This is a genomic window from Campylobacter concisus (assembly GCF_050447445.1).
GTDB classification, from domain to species: Bacteria; Campylobacterota; Campylobacteria; order Campylobacterales; family Campylobacteraceae; genus Campylobacter_A; species Campylobacter_A concisus_BI.
Window position 1 is genome coordinate 13,932 of record NZ_JALMFW010000002.1, and the last position, 14,909, is coordinate 28,840.

Annotated in this window: 22 protein-coding genes; all 22 read left to right on the forward strand. The window is 37.0% G+C overall.

Annotated features, from left to right (window positions below):
- Position 1 precedes the first annotated feature (1 nt).
- Positions 2 to 862, forward strand: coding sequence for a menaquinone biosynthesis prenyltransferase MqnP (gene mqnP, locus MTT30_RS09625; protein WP_107690676.1), 861 nt, complete (start codon positions 2 to 4; stop codon positions 860 to 862).
- The gene (locus tag MTT30_RS09630) at positions 859 to 1,380 is read left to right on the forward strand and encodes a hypothetical protein (protein ID WP_429801838.1); all 522 of its coding nucleotides are present in this window, start codon (positions 859 to 861) and stop codon (positions 1,378 to 1,380) included. Before mqnP ends, MTT30_RS09630 begins: the two co-directional genes overlap by 4 nt.
- A 9-nt stretch (positions 1,381 to 1,389) precedes the next feature.
- Positions 1,390 to 1,896: a DUF6115 domain-containing protein gene (locus tag MTT30_RS09635; protein ID WP_021091068.1), complete on the forward strand. Its 507-nt coding sequence runs from the start codon at positions 1,390 to 1,392 to the stop codon at positions 1,894 to 1,896.
- Between the two features lie 138 nt (positions 1,897 to 2,034).
- On the forward strand, positions 2,035 to 3,003 hold the full coding sequence (moaA, locus tag MTT30_RS09640) for a GTP 3',8-cyclase MoaA (protein ID WP_072593973.1): 969 nt from the start codon (positions 2,035 to 2,037) through the stop codon (positions 3,001 to 3,003).
- A complete protein-coding gene (locus MTT30_RS09645) occupies positions 3,003 to 3,758 on the forward strand; it encodes a 4Fe-4S cluster-binding domain-containing protein (protein WP_429801839.1) in 756 nt (251 codons plus the stop codon). The genes moaA and MTT30_RS09645 overlap by 1 nt, the downstream gene beginning before the upstream one ends.
- On the forward strand, positions 3,758 to 4,339 hold the full coding sequence (locus MTT30_RS09650) for a 6-pyruvoyl trahydropterin synthase family protein (protein WP_429801840.1): 582 nt from the start codon (positions 3,758 to 3,760) through the stop codon (positions 4,337 to 4,339). Before MTT30_RS09645 ends, MTT30_RS09650 begins: the two co-directional genes overlap by 1 nt.
- Positions 4,339 to 4,542 carry a hypothetical protein gene (locus MTT30_RS09655; RefSeq protein ID WP_084041593.1) on the forward strand — a complete coding sequence of 68 codons (204 nt, stop codon included), beginning with the start codon at positions 4,339 to 4,341 and terminating at the stop codon, positions 4,540 to 4,542. Before MTT30_RS09650 ends, MTT30_RS09655 begins: the two co-directional genes overlap by 1 nt.
- Positions 4,539 to 4,940 carry a hypothetical protein gene (locus MTT30_RS09660; RefSeq protein WP_429801841.1) on the forward strand — a complete coding sequence of 134 codons (402 nt, stop codon included), beginning with the start codon at positions 4,539 to 4,541 and terminating at the stop codon, positions 4,938 to 4,940. The genes MTT30_RS09655 and MTT30_RS09660 overlap by 4 nt, the downstream gene beginning before the upstream one ends.
- Positions 4,941 to 5,597, forward strand: coding sequence for a 16S rRNA (uracil(1498)-N(3))-methyltransferase (locus MTT30_RS09665; RefSeq protein ID WP_429801842.1), 657 nt, complete (start codon positions 4,941 to 4,943; stop codon positions 5,595 to 5,597).
- 83 nt (positions 5,598 to 5,680) lie between these two features.
- Positions 5,681 to 5,881 (forward strand): 50S ribosomal protein L31, encoded by a 201-nt coding sequence (gene rpmE, locus MTT30_RS09670; protein WP_002942443.1) that lies wholly within the window; start codon positions 5,681 to 5,683, stop codon positions 5,879 to 5,881.
- A gap of 3 nt (positions 5,882 to 5,884) precedes the next feature.
- On the forward strand, positions 5,885 to 6,700 hold the full coding sequence (gene rsmI, locus MTT30_RS09675) for a 16S rRNA (cytidine(1402)-2'-O)-methyltransferase (RefSeq protein ID WP_429801843.1): 816 nt from the start codon (positions 5,885 to 5,887) through the stop codon (positions 6,698 to 6,700).
- A 111-nt stretch (positions 6,701 to 6,811) separates the two neighbouring features.
- Positions 6,812 to 7,492, forward strand: coding sequence for a TrmH family RNA methyltransferase (locus tag MTT30_RS09680; RefSeq protein WP_429801844.1), 681 nt, complete (start codon positions 6,812 to 6,814; stop codon positions 7,490 to 7,492).
- Positions 7,485 to 8,426 (forward strand): phosphatidylglycerophosphate synthase, encoded by a 942-nt coding sequence (locus MTT30_RS09685; RefSeq protein WP_429801845.1) that lies wholly within the window; start codon positions 7,485 to 7,487, stop codon positions 8,424 to 8,426. The genes MTT30_RS09680 and MTT30_RS09685 overlap by 8 nt, the downstream gene beginning before the upstream one ends.
- On the forward strand, positions 8,420 to 9,202 hold the full coding sequence (locus tag MTT30_RS09690) for a hypothetical protein (protein WP_429801846.1): 783 nt from the start codon (positions 8,420 to 8,422) through the stop codon (positions 9,200 to 9,202). The genes MTT30_RS09685 and MTT30_RS09690 overlap by 7 nt, the downstream gene beginning before the upstream one ends.
- Before the next feature lie 9 nt (positions 9,203 to 9,211).
- Complete coding sequence (locus MTT30_RS09695; RefSeq protein ID WP_072593963.1) at positions 9,212 to 10,420, forward strand: LL-diaminopimelate aminotransferase; 1,209 nt, start codon at positions 9,212 to 9,214, stop codon at positions 10,418 to 10,420.
- Complete coding sequence (locus MTT30_RS09700; protein ID WP_429801847.1) at positions 10,417 to 11,679, forward strand: homoserine dehydrogenase; 1,263 nt, start codon at positions 10,417 to 10,419, stop codon at positions 11,677 to 11,679. Before MTT30_RS09695 ends, MTT30_RS09700 begins: the two co-directional genes overlap by 4 nt.
- Before the next feature lies 1 nt (position 11,680).
- Positions 11,681 to 12,022 (forward strand): YraN family protein, encoded by a 342-nt coding sequence (locus tag MTT30_RS09705; RefSeq protein ID WP_429801848.1) that lies wholly within the window; start codon positions 11,681 to 11,683, stop codon positions 12,020 to 12,022.
- A gap of 72 nt (positions 12,023 to 12,094) precedes the next feature.
- Positions 12,095 to 12,409 carry a thioredoxin gene (gene trxA / locus MTT30_RS09710; RefSeq protein WP_012001054.1) on the forward strand — a complete coding sequence of 105 codons (315 nt, stop codon included), beginning with the start codon at positions 12,095 to 12,097 and terminating at the stop codon, positions 12,407 to 12,409.
- Positions 12,409 to 12,855 carry a hypothetical protein gene (locus MTT30_RS09715; RefSeq protein ID WP_021083954.1) on the forward strand — a complete coding sequence of 149 codons (447 nt, stop codon included), beginning with the start codon at positions 12,409 to 12,411 and terminating at the stop codon, positions 12,853 to 12,855. Before trxA ends, MTT30_RS09715 begins: the two co-directional genes overlap by 1 nt.
- A gap of 9 nt (positions 12,856 to 12,864) precedes the next feature.
- Complete coding sequence (locus MTT30_RS09720; RefSeq protein WP_429801849.1) at positions 12,865 to 13,803, forward strand: NAD(P)/FAD-dependent oxidoreductase; 939 nt, start codon at positions 12,865 to 12,867, stop codon at positions 13,801 to 13,803.
- Positions 13,804 to 13,949: 146 nt separating this feature from the next.
- The gene (gene dapB / locus MTT30_RS09725; protein ID WP_429801850.1) at positions 13,950 to 14,720 is read left to right on the forward strand and encodes a 4-hydroxy-tetrahydrodipicolinate reductase; all 771 of its coding nucleotides are present in this window, start codon (positions 13,950 to 13,952) and stop codon (positions 14,718 to 14,720) included.
- The gene (locus MTT30_RS09730) at positions 14,713 to 14,835 is read left to right on the forward strand and encodes a hypothetical protein (RefSeq protein ID WP_429801851.1); all 123 of its coding nucleotides are present in this window, start codon (positions 14,713 to 14,715) and stop codon (positions 14,833 to 14,835) included. Before dapB ends, MTT30_RS09730 begins: the two co-directional genes overlap by 8 nt.
- Positions 14,836 to 14,909 lie beyond the last annotated feature (74 nt).

Genomic DNA, 14,909 nt, shown 5'->3' on the forward strand with positions numbered 1-14,909 from the left:
AATGATAGAAAAATTAAAAGTTATTGCTGAACTTATCGTTTTTAAGCATTCTGTTTTTGCTCTGCCTTTTATTTTTGTTGCGATGATAGTTGCTAGTAAGATAGAAAGTGGCTCGGCTTGGTTTGGCTTAAAACTGCTTATCTTAGGTACTTTTTGCGCTGTTAGTGCTAGAAATTTTGCTATGGCTTTTAATAGATATAAAGATGAAGATATCGATAAGCTAAATCCGCGAACTGCAAGCCGCCCAAGCGTTGATGGTCGTATCGGCAGGAGCAATATGCAGCTTTTCATCGTGGCAAATGCGTTTATTTTTATTGTATGCGCTTATTTTATAAATTCGCTCGCATTTTGGCTAAGTTTTCCTATTTTAGCTGTTCTTGGTGGATATTCGCTATTTAAACGCTTTAGCGAGCTAGCACACCTGGTGCTTGGTCTTAGCCTAGGTCTTGCTCCTATCGCTGGTGTGGTCGCAGTGAGCGCTGCTATACCGCTTTGGAGCGTGTTACTTTGCCTTGGTGTGACATTTTGGGTAGCTGGATTTGACTTGCTTTACTCGCTTCAAGATATGAAATTTGATAAAGAAAATAAGCTCTTTAGCATACCAGCTATTTACGGCGACAAGGCTACGCTTTTTTTATCGGCCATTTTTCACGCTTTAGCTTTTATATTTTGGCTACTTTTTGCTTGGGCAGCTGGACTTGGAGCGATGGCATTTTTTGGAATTTTAGTAAGTGGCGTTATTTTATTTTTTGAGCATAGGATCGTAAGACGCGATTTTAGCAAGATAGATAGAGCATTTTTTACGTTAAATGGCTATCTGGGAATTTTATTTTTTATCTTTGTTTGGATTAGCGTATTATGAGCGAGATTAAGCTGTTTAAAGCACCTCTTGATATGGAATTTGAGTCCGATAAAGATGGGAGCGAGAAATTTAAAAGAGAGTTTGACTCTATCTTGCCGGGCGAAGAGGACGCGCTTGGCGCTTGGCTAAAACGAGCTAAATCACGTGGTGAGACTAAAGAGAGTGATCAAGTTTTACTAACTCTTTTGATAGAACTTCACAGAAAAGTAGATGCGCTAAGTGATTACATTAAAAACGAGCATAAGCAGTATTTGCTACTAAATGAGAGTGCAAATATCGATGAAATAGGCTTTACGCACATAAAAATAAGCGAAGAAAAATTTCAAAAAGATGAAGTTTACTACGCAAGGATTGCTATGCCTATCTTTCCAAAGAGAAATTTGAGCCTTTATCTAAAGGCTATTGATGGAAGGCTTGCAAAGATAGAAAACATGCACGAAGAAGACGAAGCCGACTGGAATGCTTATGTGACGGCTAGGGAACGTGTAATGATAAGAGAAATGAGAGCGAATTCGTAAAGGAAAAATATGGAAATTTATATTTTTTTAGGCTTTGGTATCGTTTTGGCGATAATAGTAGCTTTAATGTTGATAAAAGATAGTGAGACAAATAAAAAATTTGCGAGATTTGAGCGAGCGATAGAAAGCGTTATGCAAGAAAATTTCAATCTAAAAAAGCAAATTTCAATGCTTGAGGGCGAGGCATTTAAAAATAGTGAACAATATGAGCCACTTAAAAAACAGATAAAAGAAAATATTGATTTGCAAATAAATGAGAAAATTGTACCAATAATTCGCGCGATTAAGAGCATCGAGCGAGTAATTGATGATTTTGCAACAGAGCAAAAAGATAGGATAGTTAGTCTTGAAGAGAGAACAAGAGATATTAATAAAATCGCACCAAGCGTCATCAATGAAGAAGAACAAATTTTAAAAATGTTTAAAGACGGAAAAAGTGCAGCGATGATCGCAAAAGACCTTCATGTTGGAATGGGGCGAGTCGAGTTTGTGCTTAAATTTCATAAATTAGCCTAAATTTACAGGCTAATTTTAAAAAGACTAATCTACTCTTAAACTACAAAAATTGGCTTAAATTTTTATTTTGATTTAAATCTTTTAACATATAATTGAAAAAATTATAAAAAGCTCTAACCAAGCTTAAGAAGGTGCTTTATGCTAATCGATAAATATGGTCGGGTTGTTGATTATTTAAGGATTTCTGTAACTCAGCGTTGCAACTTTAGGTGTAGGTATTGTATGCCTACAACGCCATTTAGCTGGACGCCAAGGGAGAATTTATTAACCTTTGAAGAGCTATTTTTATTTGTAAAAGTGGCTATTGATGAAGGTATAAAAAAGATAAGAATCACTGGTGGCGAACCTCTTGTACGTAAGGATTTAGACGTTTTTATAAAGATGATAAGTGATTATAATCCAGACATCGATCTAGCGCTTACTACAAATGGCTATATGCTTTCACACTTTGCCAAAAGGCTAAAAGATGCTGGACTAAAGCGCATAAATATGTCGCTTGATACACTAAATGAGCAAAAGGCTAAATTTATCGCACAAAAAAGCGTCTTGCACGAAGTTTTAGCTGGCTTTGAAGCAGCTCATGATGCTGGATTAAAAGTAAAAATCAATACTGTCGCACTAAAAGGTGTAAATGATGATGAGCTTATAAATTTGCTAGAGTTTGCTAAATTTAGAGATTCTCAGATCAGATTTATTGAGTATATGGAAAATTCACACGCTAAAGATGATCTAAAAGGGCTAAGTAGCGATGAAATTTTAAAAATCATCTCACAAAAATATAATGTTACGAAAGATGGAAAACTACCAAATGCGCCTGCGTCTATTTATAGACTCGATGATGGTTATAAATTTGGGATCATTGATCCACATAAACACGACTTTTGCGAGAGTTGCAACCGCATCAGACTAAGTGCTGAGGGACTTTTGATACCTTGCCTTTACTTTGAAGAGGCTCTTAGCATCAAAAAAGCGGTTGAAAAAGGTGATATCGTAGCTGCAAGTGAAATTTTAAGGCAAGTACTAGCAAACAAGCCAAAAGAGAACAAATGGGCGATAGGTGCTAGCAATGAAACCTCTTCGCGTGCCTTTTATCAAACTGGTGGTTGATGAGCAAAGAGCTAGAGCTAGTTGAAGCGTTTTTAAGTATCCAAGGCGAGGGGGCTTACCAAGGCAGACTCGCCATATTTTTACGCTTTTTAGGCTGCAACTTAAACTGCTCTGGCTTTGGCGTGCAAACAAAATCTTTAAAAACTGGCGAAAGCCTACTAGGATGTGATAGCATAAGGGCTGTTTTTAAAGGGCATTTTAATTATAAAATTTATAGTGTATATGAAATTTTAGGCATAGTTGATAACCTATGTAAAGGCTTAATACAAAAACCGATCATTGTTTTGACCGGCGGCGAGCCACTTATCTGGCACGAAAATGAAAATTTTATAAATTTGGTAAAGAAATTGCTTGAAGATTATGAAGTGCATTTTGAGACAAATGGCACGATTTTAGTTGATTTTGCTAAATATGAAATTTATAAAAACTGCCATTTTGCACTTGGAGTAAAGCTCGCAAATAGCGGAGTTAACGAGCAAAAACGCATAAATTTAGACGCTATTTTAGCTATTAAAAATAATGCAAGAAGTAGCTTTTTAAAATTTGTCCTATCACACTTTGACAAAAGTGAGTTGGACGAGATTATAAATATAAAAAATCAAGTTGATTTGCCAGTTTGGTGTATGGCAATAGGGGCGAATAGAGCTGAGCTAAACGAAAATGCTTTAAAAACAGCAGAATTTGCCATAAAGTATGGATTTAACTACTCAGAGCGTATCCACATCAGGTTTTGGAGCGATAAAGAAGGTGTTTGATGATTATTAGAAAGCTTTTTAGATTTGAAAATGCACATATTGTGAGATTTTGCAGCTCAAAGCGTTGTAGGACTAGCATCCACGGGCACAGCTATGTGGCTGAAATTTTACTTAGCTCAAATTTTCTTGATAACGCCGGCATGGTCTATGATTTTGGTTTAATGAAGCAAAATATAAAAACGATCATTGATAGTTTTGATCACGCTACGACAATATTTTCAGGCGATAATGATGAGTATAAAAATGATCTAAAAAAGCACTCGGCAAGATGGATCGAGATCCCGCTAAATCCAAGTGCAGAGCAGTTTTGCCGTATATTTTTTGTACTCATAGAAAGACTACTTGAGCTTAGTGTAATGAACAACGGTGAGCGTGAAGTGAAGCTTCATAGCATTATCGTTCATGAGACTGATACAGGCTATGCACAGTGCTTTAAAGAGGACGCCATAAATGCGCAAATGGGCGAGATAAAGCTAGATGAGATAAAATTTTCAGATGCTATCATAGAAGAGTGGGAAGATAAAAATTTATTCGAGAAGATGAAAAATAGGTTAAAAATAGAAATTCCAAAGGACGTTTGATGAAAAAAATTATAACTTCTTTTTTATTTATAGCTGGTCTATTTGTGGGTTGTGGAGATAAAGATGAGGCTAAAAATGATATTAGTGAGCCAGTGCCTAGTGATGTGACCATAGCCCAACCAGACGCAAATGTCACAATCGATGAACAACTCCCACCTGAGCCAGTTGTAGAAGAGAACGAGCCTTCTAAAGAGAAGAAATGAACGAACATCTCTCCTCACTTTTTGCATACACTTTGCCTTTTCATATGATATTTTTTTATGCACTAGTTGCCTGTAGTATACTTTATTTAATACTTACTCAGTTTAGCAGCAATAGTAAAAACTATGTGCTTCGTATAAGATATTTTTTACCGATTTATCATATGTTGCTTAGTTTTCTTACGCTTACTGGACTTATTTTATGGGCGTATTATGGATATGAGTTTAAATTTAATGCTATAAAAATGTTAATCATCTTAATAATTTTAATTGCACTTAGTGCCATAGGTTTTAAAAGGCTAAAAATTTATGCAGCTAATGGCGACTTAGAAAAATTTAAAAAATTCGCCCTTATTAAGGGATTTTTTGATCTTGTTTTAGTTATAGTTGCAGGGATTTAGATGAAATTTTTATATGATAAAAATGCAGGTAATGAAAGCTTAAAGATAGTAAATGAAGCTTTTTTGCACCTAAAAGCTAGAAGAATGCAAGCTGGTGAGCGAATAAGCGTTAGAAATTTACGAGATTTTAAAGAGTATATTTATGAAATTGATGAGATTGATAGGCGAAGTGCGAGCTTAAGTCTTGTCTTTGCCAGCTCAAATGGCGAGCAAAAATTCGACTTTACGATCGCTTGGGCTATTGTCGATCCAAAGACGATAGAAAAGACATTGCCATTTTTAAATGAACTTGGCGTTGGTAAAATAGCTTTTGTCTATACTAAATTTTCTCAAGCAAATTTTAAGATAGATATTGAAAGGCTAAACTATATAAATGCACTTTCATGCGAGCAGTGTGGACGAACTTCACTAATGGAGTTTGAAATTTATAAAAATTTGGATGAACTAATGAGCATTTATAAAAATGTCTCAGCTATAAATTTTGGTGGCAAAAGCTTAAATGAGAAAAAAGATGATGAGCTTTTAATAATTGGTCCAGAGGGTGGATTTAGCGAGGATGAGAGGGCTAAATTTAAAAATAGCTACTGCCTAAATACTAAAAATATCTTAAAATCACAGACTGCGGTTATCTCAGTAGCGGCAAAATTCCTAGCTTAATTTATTTGATTTTTAGATTTCTTTTTATATAATCAGCAACTTTTAATGTAGATAATTAGCCCAAAAATAATAAAGGAAAAATGATGAAAAAAGATATCCATCCAGAATACGTAGATTGCACTGTAACTTGTGCTTGCGGAAACACTTTTAAAACAAAGTCAAACAAAAGCGAGATCAGAATTGACATTTGCGACAAGTGCCACCCATTTTTCACAGGCAGCGAAAAGATAGTTGACAGTGCTGGCCGTGTTGAGAAATTTAAGAAAAAATACGCTCAAAAATAAGCCTTGCTCTACTTTATTCCTACTCCAATAGGAAATTTAGAAGATATCTCGCTTCGTGCGATTAGAATTTTGCGTGAATGCGAGATAGCTATCTGCGAAGATACAAGAGTCTGCAAAAGTCTTGTAAACCTACTAAATGAACGCTTTGACGCAAGTATAAATATATCAAAATTTATTCCACTTCACACTCACAACGAAAATGATTTTTTTGTAAATTTAAGTGGTGATTTTTTTAGTAAAAATGTAGCCTACATGAGCGATGCTGGCATGCCAGGCATCAGCGATCCAGGCGTTAGTCTAGTAAGATACGCTCAAAAAAATGATATCAAATACGAAATTTTAAGCGGAGCAAATGCCGCACTTTTAAGTGTGGTCGCAAGTGGACTTTGTGATAAGGAATTTGTCTTTTTAGGCTTTTTACCAAATACCGGCAGAGATAGGTCCTTGGCTATTCAAAATGCTCTAAATTTAGCCTATCCAGCCGTTATTTACGAAAGCCCAAAACGCATACTAGGCTTAGTACAAAGCATCGCAAATCTAGAACCTGAGAGAGAAATTTTTGCCATAAAAGAGGCTACGAAAAAATTTGAGAGTAAGTTTAAAGATAGTGCTAAAAATTTAGTCCAAATTTTAGAAAAAGCAAATTTAAGTGGAGAGTGGGCGGTTGTCATCTCAAAAAGTGACAAAACATCCACTCAAAATATTACAAAAAATGAGATACTTTCGCTTGATCTTGCTCCAAAAGTAAAAGCAAAATTGCTTAACAAAATAACTGGAGAAGATGTACAAAAGATATATAATGAGCTTATAAAAGCTTAAATTATAGGCTACAAAACTACTAAGTAACACTAAAACGAAAGTGCAAAATTTACTCTAGCTACATACAAAAATAAGTTAAATTTTAATTGACTTTAGCTACCATAAGTTACCATGATAATATACGGAAAACAACTATTTTTACATATTTTGAACAAGCGACCACAGATATTAGAAGAGATATATCTCTCAAAGGAGTGTGACAAAAAACTCTTCTCTAAAATTTGTGGCACAGGCAAAAAGATCATCCGCGTGGATAATCAAAAAGCACAGTCTTTGGCTCGCGGTGGAAACCATCAAGGTTTTTTAGCGAATGTTAGTGAGTTTGAATTTTCAGACATTGCTGAGCTTAAAAAGCTAAATTTTATCGCCATTCTTTACGGCATAAGCGACGTTGGCAATATTGGTGCTATCGCTAGAAGTGCTTATGCTCTAGGCTGCGAAGGTCTTGTGATAGTGGCAAAAAGTATAAATATGCAAGGCGTTTTAAGATCAAGTAGTGGCGCTGCCTATGAGATACCAATAGCGATTTTTGAAGACGGGCTTAGTTTGTTAAATGAACTAAAGCAATTTAGTTTTAAAATTTATGCAACCGCAAGTAATGGAAAAAACGTAAAAGAGATGAAGTTTGCTGGTAAAAGAGCTTTGGTGATGGGCTCAGAGGGTGAAGGCATACCGCAAAAGGCTCTAGTAAAGTGCGATGAGTGTATTGGTATAAAGTTAAAAGAGGGCTGGGACTCCTTAAATGTAAGTGCAGCTTTTGCAATAATTTGTGACAGGATGATAGATGAATGAATTAGAGAATTTAAAAGAGATAGGTATAAAGGAAATTTCACGTAAAACGCATATTGAGCCTACATTTTTACAATATATTTTTGATAAAAATTTTGAAAAATTATCACGTTTAAACATTAGAGGTTATGCCAAAATTTTACAACGTGAATATGATGTTGATTTGAGCGAGTTACTCGCTGAATACGATGCCTTTATGCAAGAAAACACTCCAGATGAGAGTCACAAAACTAAAGTTACTCCAAAAATTTCTTCTTACACTCCAAAAGACATTACCATACAAAAACAAAGCGGTACTGGCGGCGTTGGATTTTTATTTTGGCTTATCATTTTAGCTATTATCGCTGGTGGGGCATATCATTTTGATGCTTACAAATATATCGAGAATTTTTTATCGTTTTTAAATGATGAGAATAAAAGCGTGAGCTATTCGCAGTCAAGCATAGTAAATGAGGTAAAGAAAAATATCATCGATACAAATATCACTATCTCTCAAAATAGCCCTAAAATAGAGGCAAACGCATCAAACTTGAAAATTTCAGCTCCAGTTGAGCAAAATGTGACAACAAGTCCTGCAAACATGGAGCAAAATGCTGTGAAGCCAAGCATGGTAGCTCAGCCAGCTCCTAAGATAGAGCAAAACATTACAAAGCCACTAAATGAGGCAGTCATTACACCAAAACAACGTGTTTGGATAGGGATAATTAATCTTGAAAATGGTCAAAAAGTATCAAACGACACAAGTAAAAGCATAAATATAAATTTAGACCAAAGGCAGCTCGTAGTTTGTGGAAATGGCAACATTGAGCTAAAGATCGGTGATAAGGTGACAAAATATAATCCAAGCCGTCCAGCTAGATTTTTAGTAGAAAATGGAGAGATGAAATTTGTGAGCTATGATGAGTTTGTAGAACTTAATAAGGGCAAATCTTGGTAAGAAAAATAGCAATTTTCACCGCTTTTAGTGTATTTGCCCATGCTTTTAGCTTACAAACTAGTGCAAGTGCTTTAAGCAATGTTGAAAATGTGCAAATTTCTTTAGAAAATTTAGACCAAAATGGCTCACTCAATGTCAATGAGCTAGTATCAAGATTAAAACAAAACTCGAGTTACGATAGCATTTCATTTGGTTCAAATAGTTTGAATTTAAAATTTATAAGTGAGCAAAAGGTTCCTTCTACATTATTTGTAAAATCAATAAATTCAATTCTAGACGATGCCAACATAAGTATTTCAAGGATAAATTCCTTAAAAAATGGAGATCAAATTTCTTATGGAATTTCAGCCATAAAAAATGGTGGAATAGATCCAAGTTTATTAAGCTTAGCACTTAGTCAAAGCGGTTTTAGAATTTTAGGATTTGATAGGGTTGATGGGAATTTAGAGATATTTTTAGATGCTCAGAATATGATCCTTAAGGCTACAAAGGTAAATTTTGACGAAGAGACGCCACTTTTAAAAAGCGGTGGTACTTATTTTGTTGATGTTGAGGGTGCAAGTAGTCTGGATATCGCGTCAAAAGAGTCAAATAGATGGATGCCACTTGTTAGAATTTATGATAAAAATTTAAATCAGATTGACTCTATAAAAGAGGAGCAAGCAAAAACCGCCGTTTCTATAAATTTAGCAATAGGCGCAAAATACGCATTAATTAGCGACAATGTTGATATAAATAATATAAAAAATGAGATAATTATCAAGCTTATAAAATAGGAGTAAGCAGTGTTTGATGAGATAAGATTTAATACAATTGAGCGTTTGCCAAACTACGTTTTTGCCGAAGTAAATGCAATAAAAATGGCTGCACGAAGAGCTGGCGAGGATATCATAGACTTTTCTATGGGCAACCCAGAGGGCAGAACACCGCAACACATCGTCGATAAACTATGCGAAAGCGCGCAAAAAGATAAGACCCACGGCTACTCAGCCAGTGCTGGAATTTATAAGCTCCGCCTTGCCATTTGCAACTGGTATAAGAGAAAATACGGCATAAATTTAGATCCAGATACTGAAGCAGTCGCCACGATGGGTAGCAAAGAGGGTTTTGTTCACTTAGCTCAAGCCGTGATAAACCCAGGCGATGTGGCTATCGTGCCTGATCCTGCTTATCCGATACACACGCAAGCGTTTTTATTTGCTGGCGGAAGTGTCGCAAAGATGCCACTTCACTACAATGATAAATTTGAGCTAGATGAGAATAAATTTTTTGAAAATTTGATCCAAACTATACATGCAAGCTCGCCAAAACCAAAATACGTAGTCGTAAATTTCCCGCACAATCCAACGACCGTGACAGTGCAAAAGAGCTTTTACGAGCGTCTTGTAAGCATCGCAAAACAAGAGAGATTTTACGTTATATCTGACATCGCCTACGCTGATCTTACATTTGATGGCTACAAAACGCCAAGTATCTTTGAGGTTGATGGTGCAAAAGACGTTGCAGTCGAGTGCTATACACTTTCAAAAAGCTACAACATGGCTGGCTGGAGAGTCGGCTTTATGTGTGGAAATAAAAGGCTTTGTGCGGCACTTAAAAAGATAAAATCATGGGTTGATTATGGCATGTTTACGCCGATCCAGGTGGCTGCCACAGTCGCACTTGATGGCGATCAAAGCTGTGTTGAAGAGATACGCCAAATCTATGAAAAAAGAAGAGATGTGATGATAGAGGCCTTTGCCCAGGCTGGCTGGGAGCTTAAAAAACCAAGCTCAAGTATGTTTATCTGGGCGAAACTTCCGCCAAAGGTTAGCCATCTGGGCAGCCTTGAGTTTTCAAAGCAGCTTCTTACAAAGGCATCAGTCGCAGTTAGCCCTGGTATCGGTTTTGGCGAGGGCGGAAATGACTATGTGCGTCTAGCTCTTATCGAAAACGAAAATAGAATAAGACAAGCAGCAAGAAATATAAAAAAATATTTGAAAGAATTTGAATGAATGTAGCGATTTTGGGGGTTGGAACTGTCGGTGAGTCAGTTGCAAAAATTTTACTAAAAAACAAAAAGCTGATCGCAGCAAGAGGCGGCGAGGAGATCGTACCAATCGTTGGTGTAGTTAGAAATTTAAATAAAAAAAGAGACGTTGGCATCCCACTAACTGACGATATAGACAGTGTGATAAACCGCGATGATATCGATGTCTTTGTCGAGCTTATGGGCGGCGTTGAAGAGCCTTTTAGAGTTGTGAGTGAAATTTTAAAACGCAAAAAACCTGTTGTGACTGCAAACAAAGCACTTTTGGCCTATCATAGATACGCCTTGCAAAATTTAGCCAAAAATACGCCATTTGGTTTTGAGGCAAGTGTAGCCGGCGGGGTGCCGATCATTAGAGCCTTAAGGGAAGGCTTGAGTGCAAATCACATCGTTAGCATAAATGGCATACTAAATGGCACGAGCAATTACATCCTAACTTCAATGATGAACGAGGGATCAAATTTTAAAGATGCTCTTAAAAAGGCGCAAGAGCTTGGGTATGCCGAGGCTGATCCAACATTTGACGTGGGTGGGTTTGACACAGCTCACAAGCTGCTAATTCTCGCAAGTATTGCATACGGCGTACACGGCGATCCAGAGGATATCTTGATCGAGGGGATACAAGGGATCACACCAGAAGATATTTTTTTCGCAAAAGACTTTGAATACTCAATAAAACTTCTAGCCATTGCCAAAAAAAGCGAGGGCAAGGTCGAACTACGCGTGCATCCGGCGCTCGTACCCCAAAACAAAATGATAGCAAAGGCAAGCGGCGTGACAAATGCGATCAGCGTCGTTGGCGAGGTAGTTGGTGAGACGATGTACTATGGTCCTGGAGCTGGCGGTGACGCAACAGCAAGTGCGGTCATTAGTGATCTTATCGATATCGCAAGAGATAGCAAGTCGCCTATGCTAGGATACAAAGCGCCGTTTGAGCTAAATACTTTGGAGCTGCTTGATCGTGATAGGATAAAGACAAAGTATTACTTTAGGTTAAAAGTCGAAGACAAAATGGGTGTGCTAGCAAAGATTACAAATTTAATGAGCGAAAACAATCTTTCGATCGATAGCTTGCTACAAAAACCAAAAGATGAGAGCGAGTACGCTGTGTTATTTTTTACGACACACACGAGCCTAGAGGCTGATGCGAAGCGAACGATAGAAATTTTAAAAGAGCAAGAGTATATAAAAGAAGAGCCATTTATGATGAGGATCGAGGAGTAGCTTGGGTTTAAGCGAGTATCTTTTTGGTAAAAGTTCCGAAGATAGGGCATGCGAGTTTTTAAATAAGCTTGGTTTTGTCATATTGGAGAGAAATTTTCGCTCTAAATTTGGTGAGATCGACATCATTACTCTAAGCAGTGACAAAATTTTACACTTTATAGAGGTAAAAGCGACTAGCAAAGAGTATGAGGCGGAGTATAGGCTAAATCAAGCAAAATACATGAAAATTTTAAAAACTATAAATTTTTATATGATGAAAAATGAGCCAAACAGAGATTTTCAGCTTGATCTGCTAGTTATAAAAAATAAAAATTTCGAGTTTATAGAAAATATTAGTTTATAATAAAATTTATTATTTAGATAAAATTTAAATTTAATTTGTATAATTGCTACATTTTAAAAATAAGGAGAAAAAATGGGAAAATACATCGAACTTACAAAAGAAAATTTTGATGTTACAAAAGAAGGCGTTGCTTTAGTAGACTTTTGGGCTCCATGGTGCGGACCTTGCCGTATGCTAGCTCCAGTGATCGAAGAGCTTGCTGAAGACTTTGACGGCAAAGCAAAAATTTGCAAGGTAAATACTGACGAAGTGCAAGATCTTGCAGTTGAGTTTGGCATCAGATCAATTCCAACATTACTATTTTTCAAAAATGGCGAGCTAGTTGAGCAAATGGTCGGTGCACAGTCAAAACAAGCCCTAACTGACAAACTAAATTCGCTTCTTTAATGGGCGAAAAAAGAAGAGGAAGCCTGCTTCCTCTTACATATATATTTGGTTCATTTTTTGGTGCAGCTATGATAGCGGCTGCATTTGCGTATAGTAACTATCGTTTTTCACAATATAAATTTGTTGATTTTGCGAAGCTGGTTTTCTACGAAAAAAGCGAAATTTTCACTCCAAAAGAGCCAAAATACACGCTTTTAATCTTCAGTTCAAATCAATCAAAATTAGACGAAATTTTACCAACCAAAAATGAAACAGTTGTGGCAATCGATATCTTTCAAAAAAGATATGAGTCAAACTCAACACTAAAATATATAAGCTCAGACATAAATACAGTCTTGGAGCTGATGCGAAATTTGAGTATCACAAAGCTGCCAAGTAGTGTTGAGATAGTTCATCAAAGGGGCGAAATTTACAAACAAAATTCGTCCATAAATGTTTTAGAATAAAGGAAATTTATGCTTGATTTAGCAATCATCGGAGGCGGTCCAGCTGGACTAAGTGCTGGACTTTACGCCACTAGAGGCGGATTAAAAAATGTTGTAATGTTTGAAAAAGGCGAGCCTGGCGGTCAGATCACCTCGAGCTCAGAGATAGAAAACTACCCAGGCCAAAAAGCTCCTGGCGAGAGTGGCTTTGACTTTATGAGCACTTGGTGGAAGCAGTGCAGCGCATTTGGGTTAGTTCACAAGTGGGCAAATGTTATTGGCGTTAGAAAAAATAGTGACGGTAGCTTTGAAATTTTGCTTGAAGGAGGCAAAAGCGAGCAGGCAAAGGCTGTCATCGTAGCAACTGGCTCAACCCCAAGACGCGCTGGCTTTAAAGGCGAGGACGAGTTCTTTGGCAAAGGTGTTAGCACATGCGCAACATGCGATGGCTTCTTTTACAAAAATAAAGAAGTAGCTGTTCTTGGCGGTGGTGATACAGCCGTTGAAGAGGCACTTTATCTAGCGAATATCTGCTCAAAAGTCTATCTAATCCATAGACGTGATGAGTTTAGAGCAGCACCAACAACCGTTGAAAAAGCTAGAAAAAATGAAAAGATCGAGTTTATAACAAGTGCGACTGTAAAAGAGGCGCTTGGCGATAAAATGGGCCTAACAAAGATCGTGCTTGATACTAAGAATGGTGAGCGTGTGCTTGATGTGCCAGGAATTTTTACCTTTGTCGGACTAAATGTAAATAACGAAATTTTAAAAGACGAAAATGGCAAATTTATCTGCGATATGGTTGATGGCGGACAGGTCAAGACCGATCTTAAGATGCAAACTAGTTTAAAAGGGCTATTTGTGGCAGGCGATATTAGAGAGGACGCTCCAAAGCAAGTCATCGTAGCAGCAGGTGATGGCGCAGTGGCTGCACTTAGCGCTATGAGCTACATAGAAAGCTTGCATTAATACTCAAATTTAGCCAATTTTTTGGCTAAATTTTTCTTCTTTTTTTCTATCAAATTTTTGATTTTATACGCATTTTTAAAGCCTATTTGTAATCTATCTATAATAAATTTTATGTTAAATTTCAACCAAAAATCAAAGGATAAATTTTGGTAAGAATAGGCCTTTACGGCGCTAGTGGAAAGATGGCTCAAAGTATCATTTCTTGTTTAAAAGATGAAAAAGATGCCACTTTAAGCATCGCTTTTAGCCAAAAAAATCAGGTTGAAAATTTAAGTAACGAACTTTTGACAAATGACTTTACTAAATTTTTTGAAGCATGCGATGTGATAATCGACTTTAGCCAAAAAGAGGCTACGATAGCACTGCTAAACTACGCTAGAACTAATCCAAAACCACTAGTTATCGGTACGACAGGGTTAAATGACGAAGATAAAAACTTACTCCATTTAGCATCTGGAGCTATGCCTATTCTTTACGCAACAAATATGAGTTTGGGCGTAGCTCTACTAAACCGCCTTGCAAGGATTGCCTCAAAAACATTAAGGGAATTTGACATAGAGATCGTCGAACAGCACCACAGGTATAAAAAAGATGCTCCAAGCGGTACTGCGATGACTTTAGCCGGCTGCGTAGCTGAGGCAAGGGATTTAAATTTAAAAGATGTTTTAGTAACTGGTAGAGCCGGTATGGTAGGGGCTAGGAGCAAAGACGAGATCGCAGTCATGGCACTTCGTGGTGGAGATGTGGTAGGTCGCCACACGGTTGGCTTTTATAATGACGGCGAGTTTATTGAGCTAAATCACACCGCAACGAGTAGGGCAACCTTTTCAAAAGGTGCGATCAGGGCTGCCATTTGGTTAAAAGATCAAAATAGTGGCCTTTACTCGATAGACGATAGTTTAGGACTTGATGATTAAATTTGAGCTTGATGATGTAGAGAACTACAAGCTAGAACTTGTTGATAAATTCTACCTGCCGGAGCGTGAAAAGCGCCAAAATTTAAGAACCGGTGATATAGTAAAGCGCATGTAGGTGGTCGTTAGCAAAACAAATAACGGCGAATTTACCGGCATTTTAGACAATGAACTATTTCAAAAGGCTGTTTA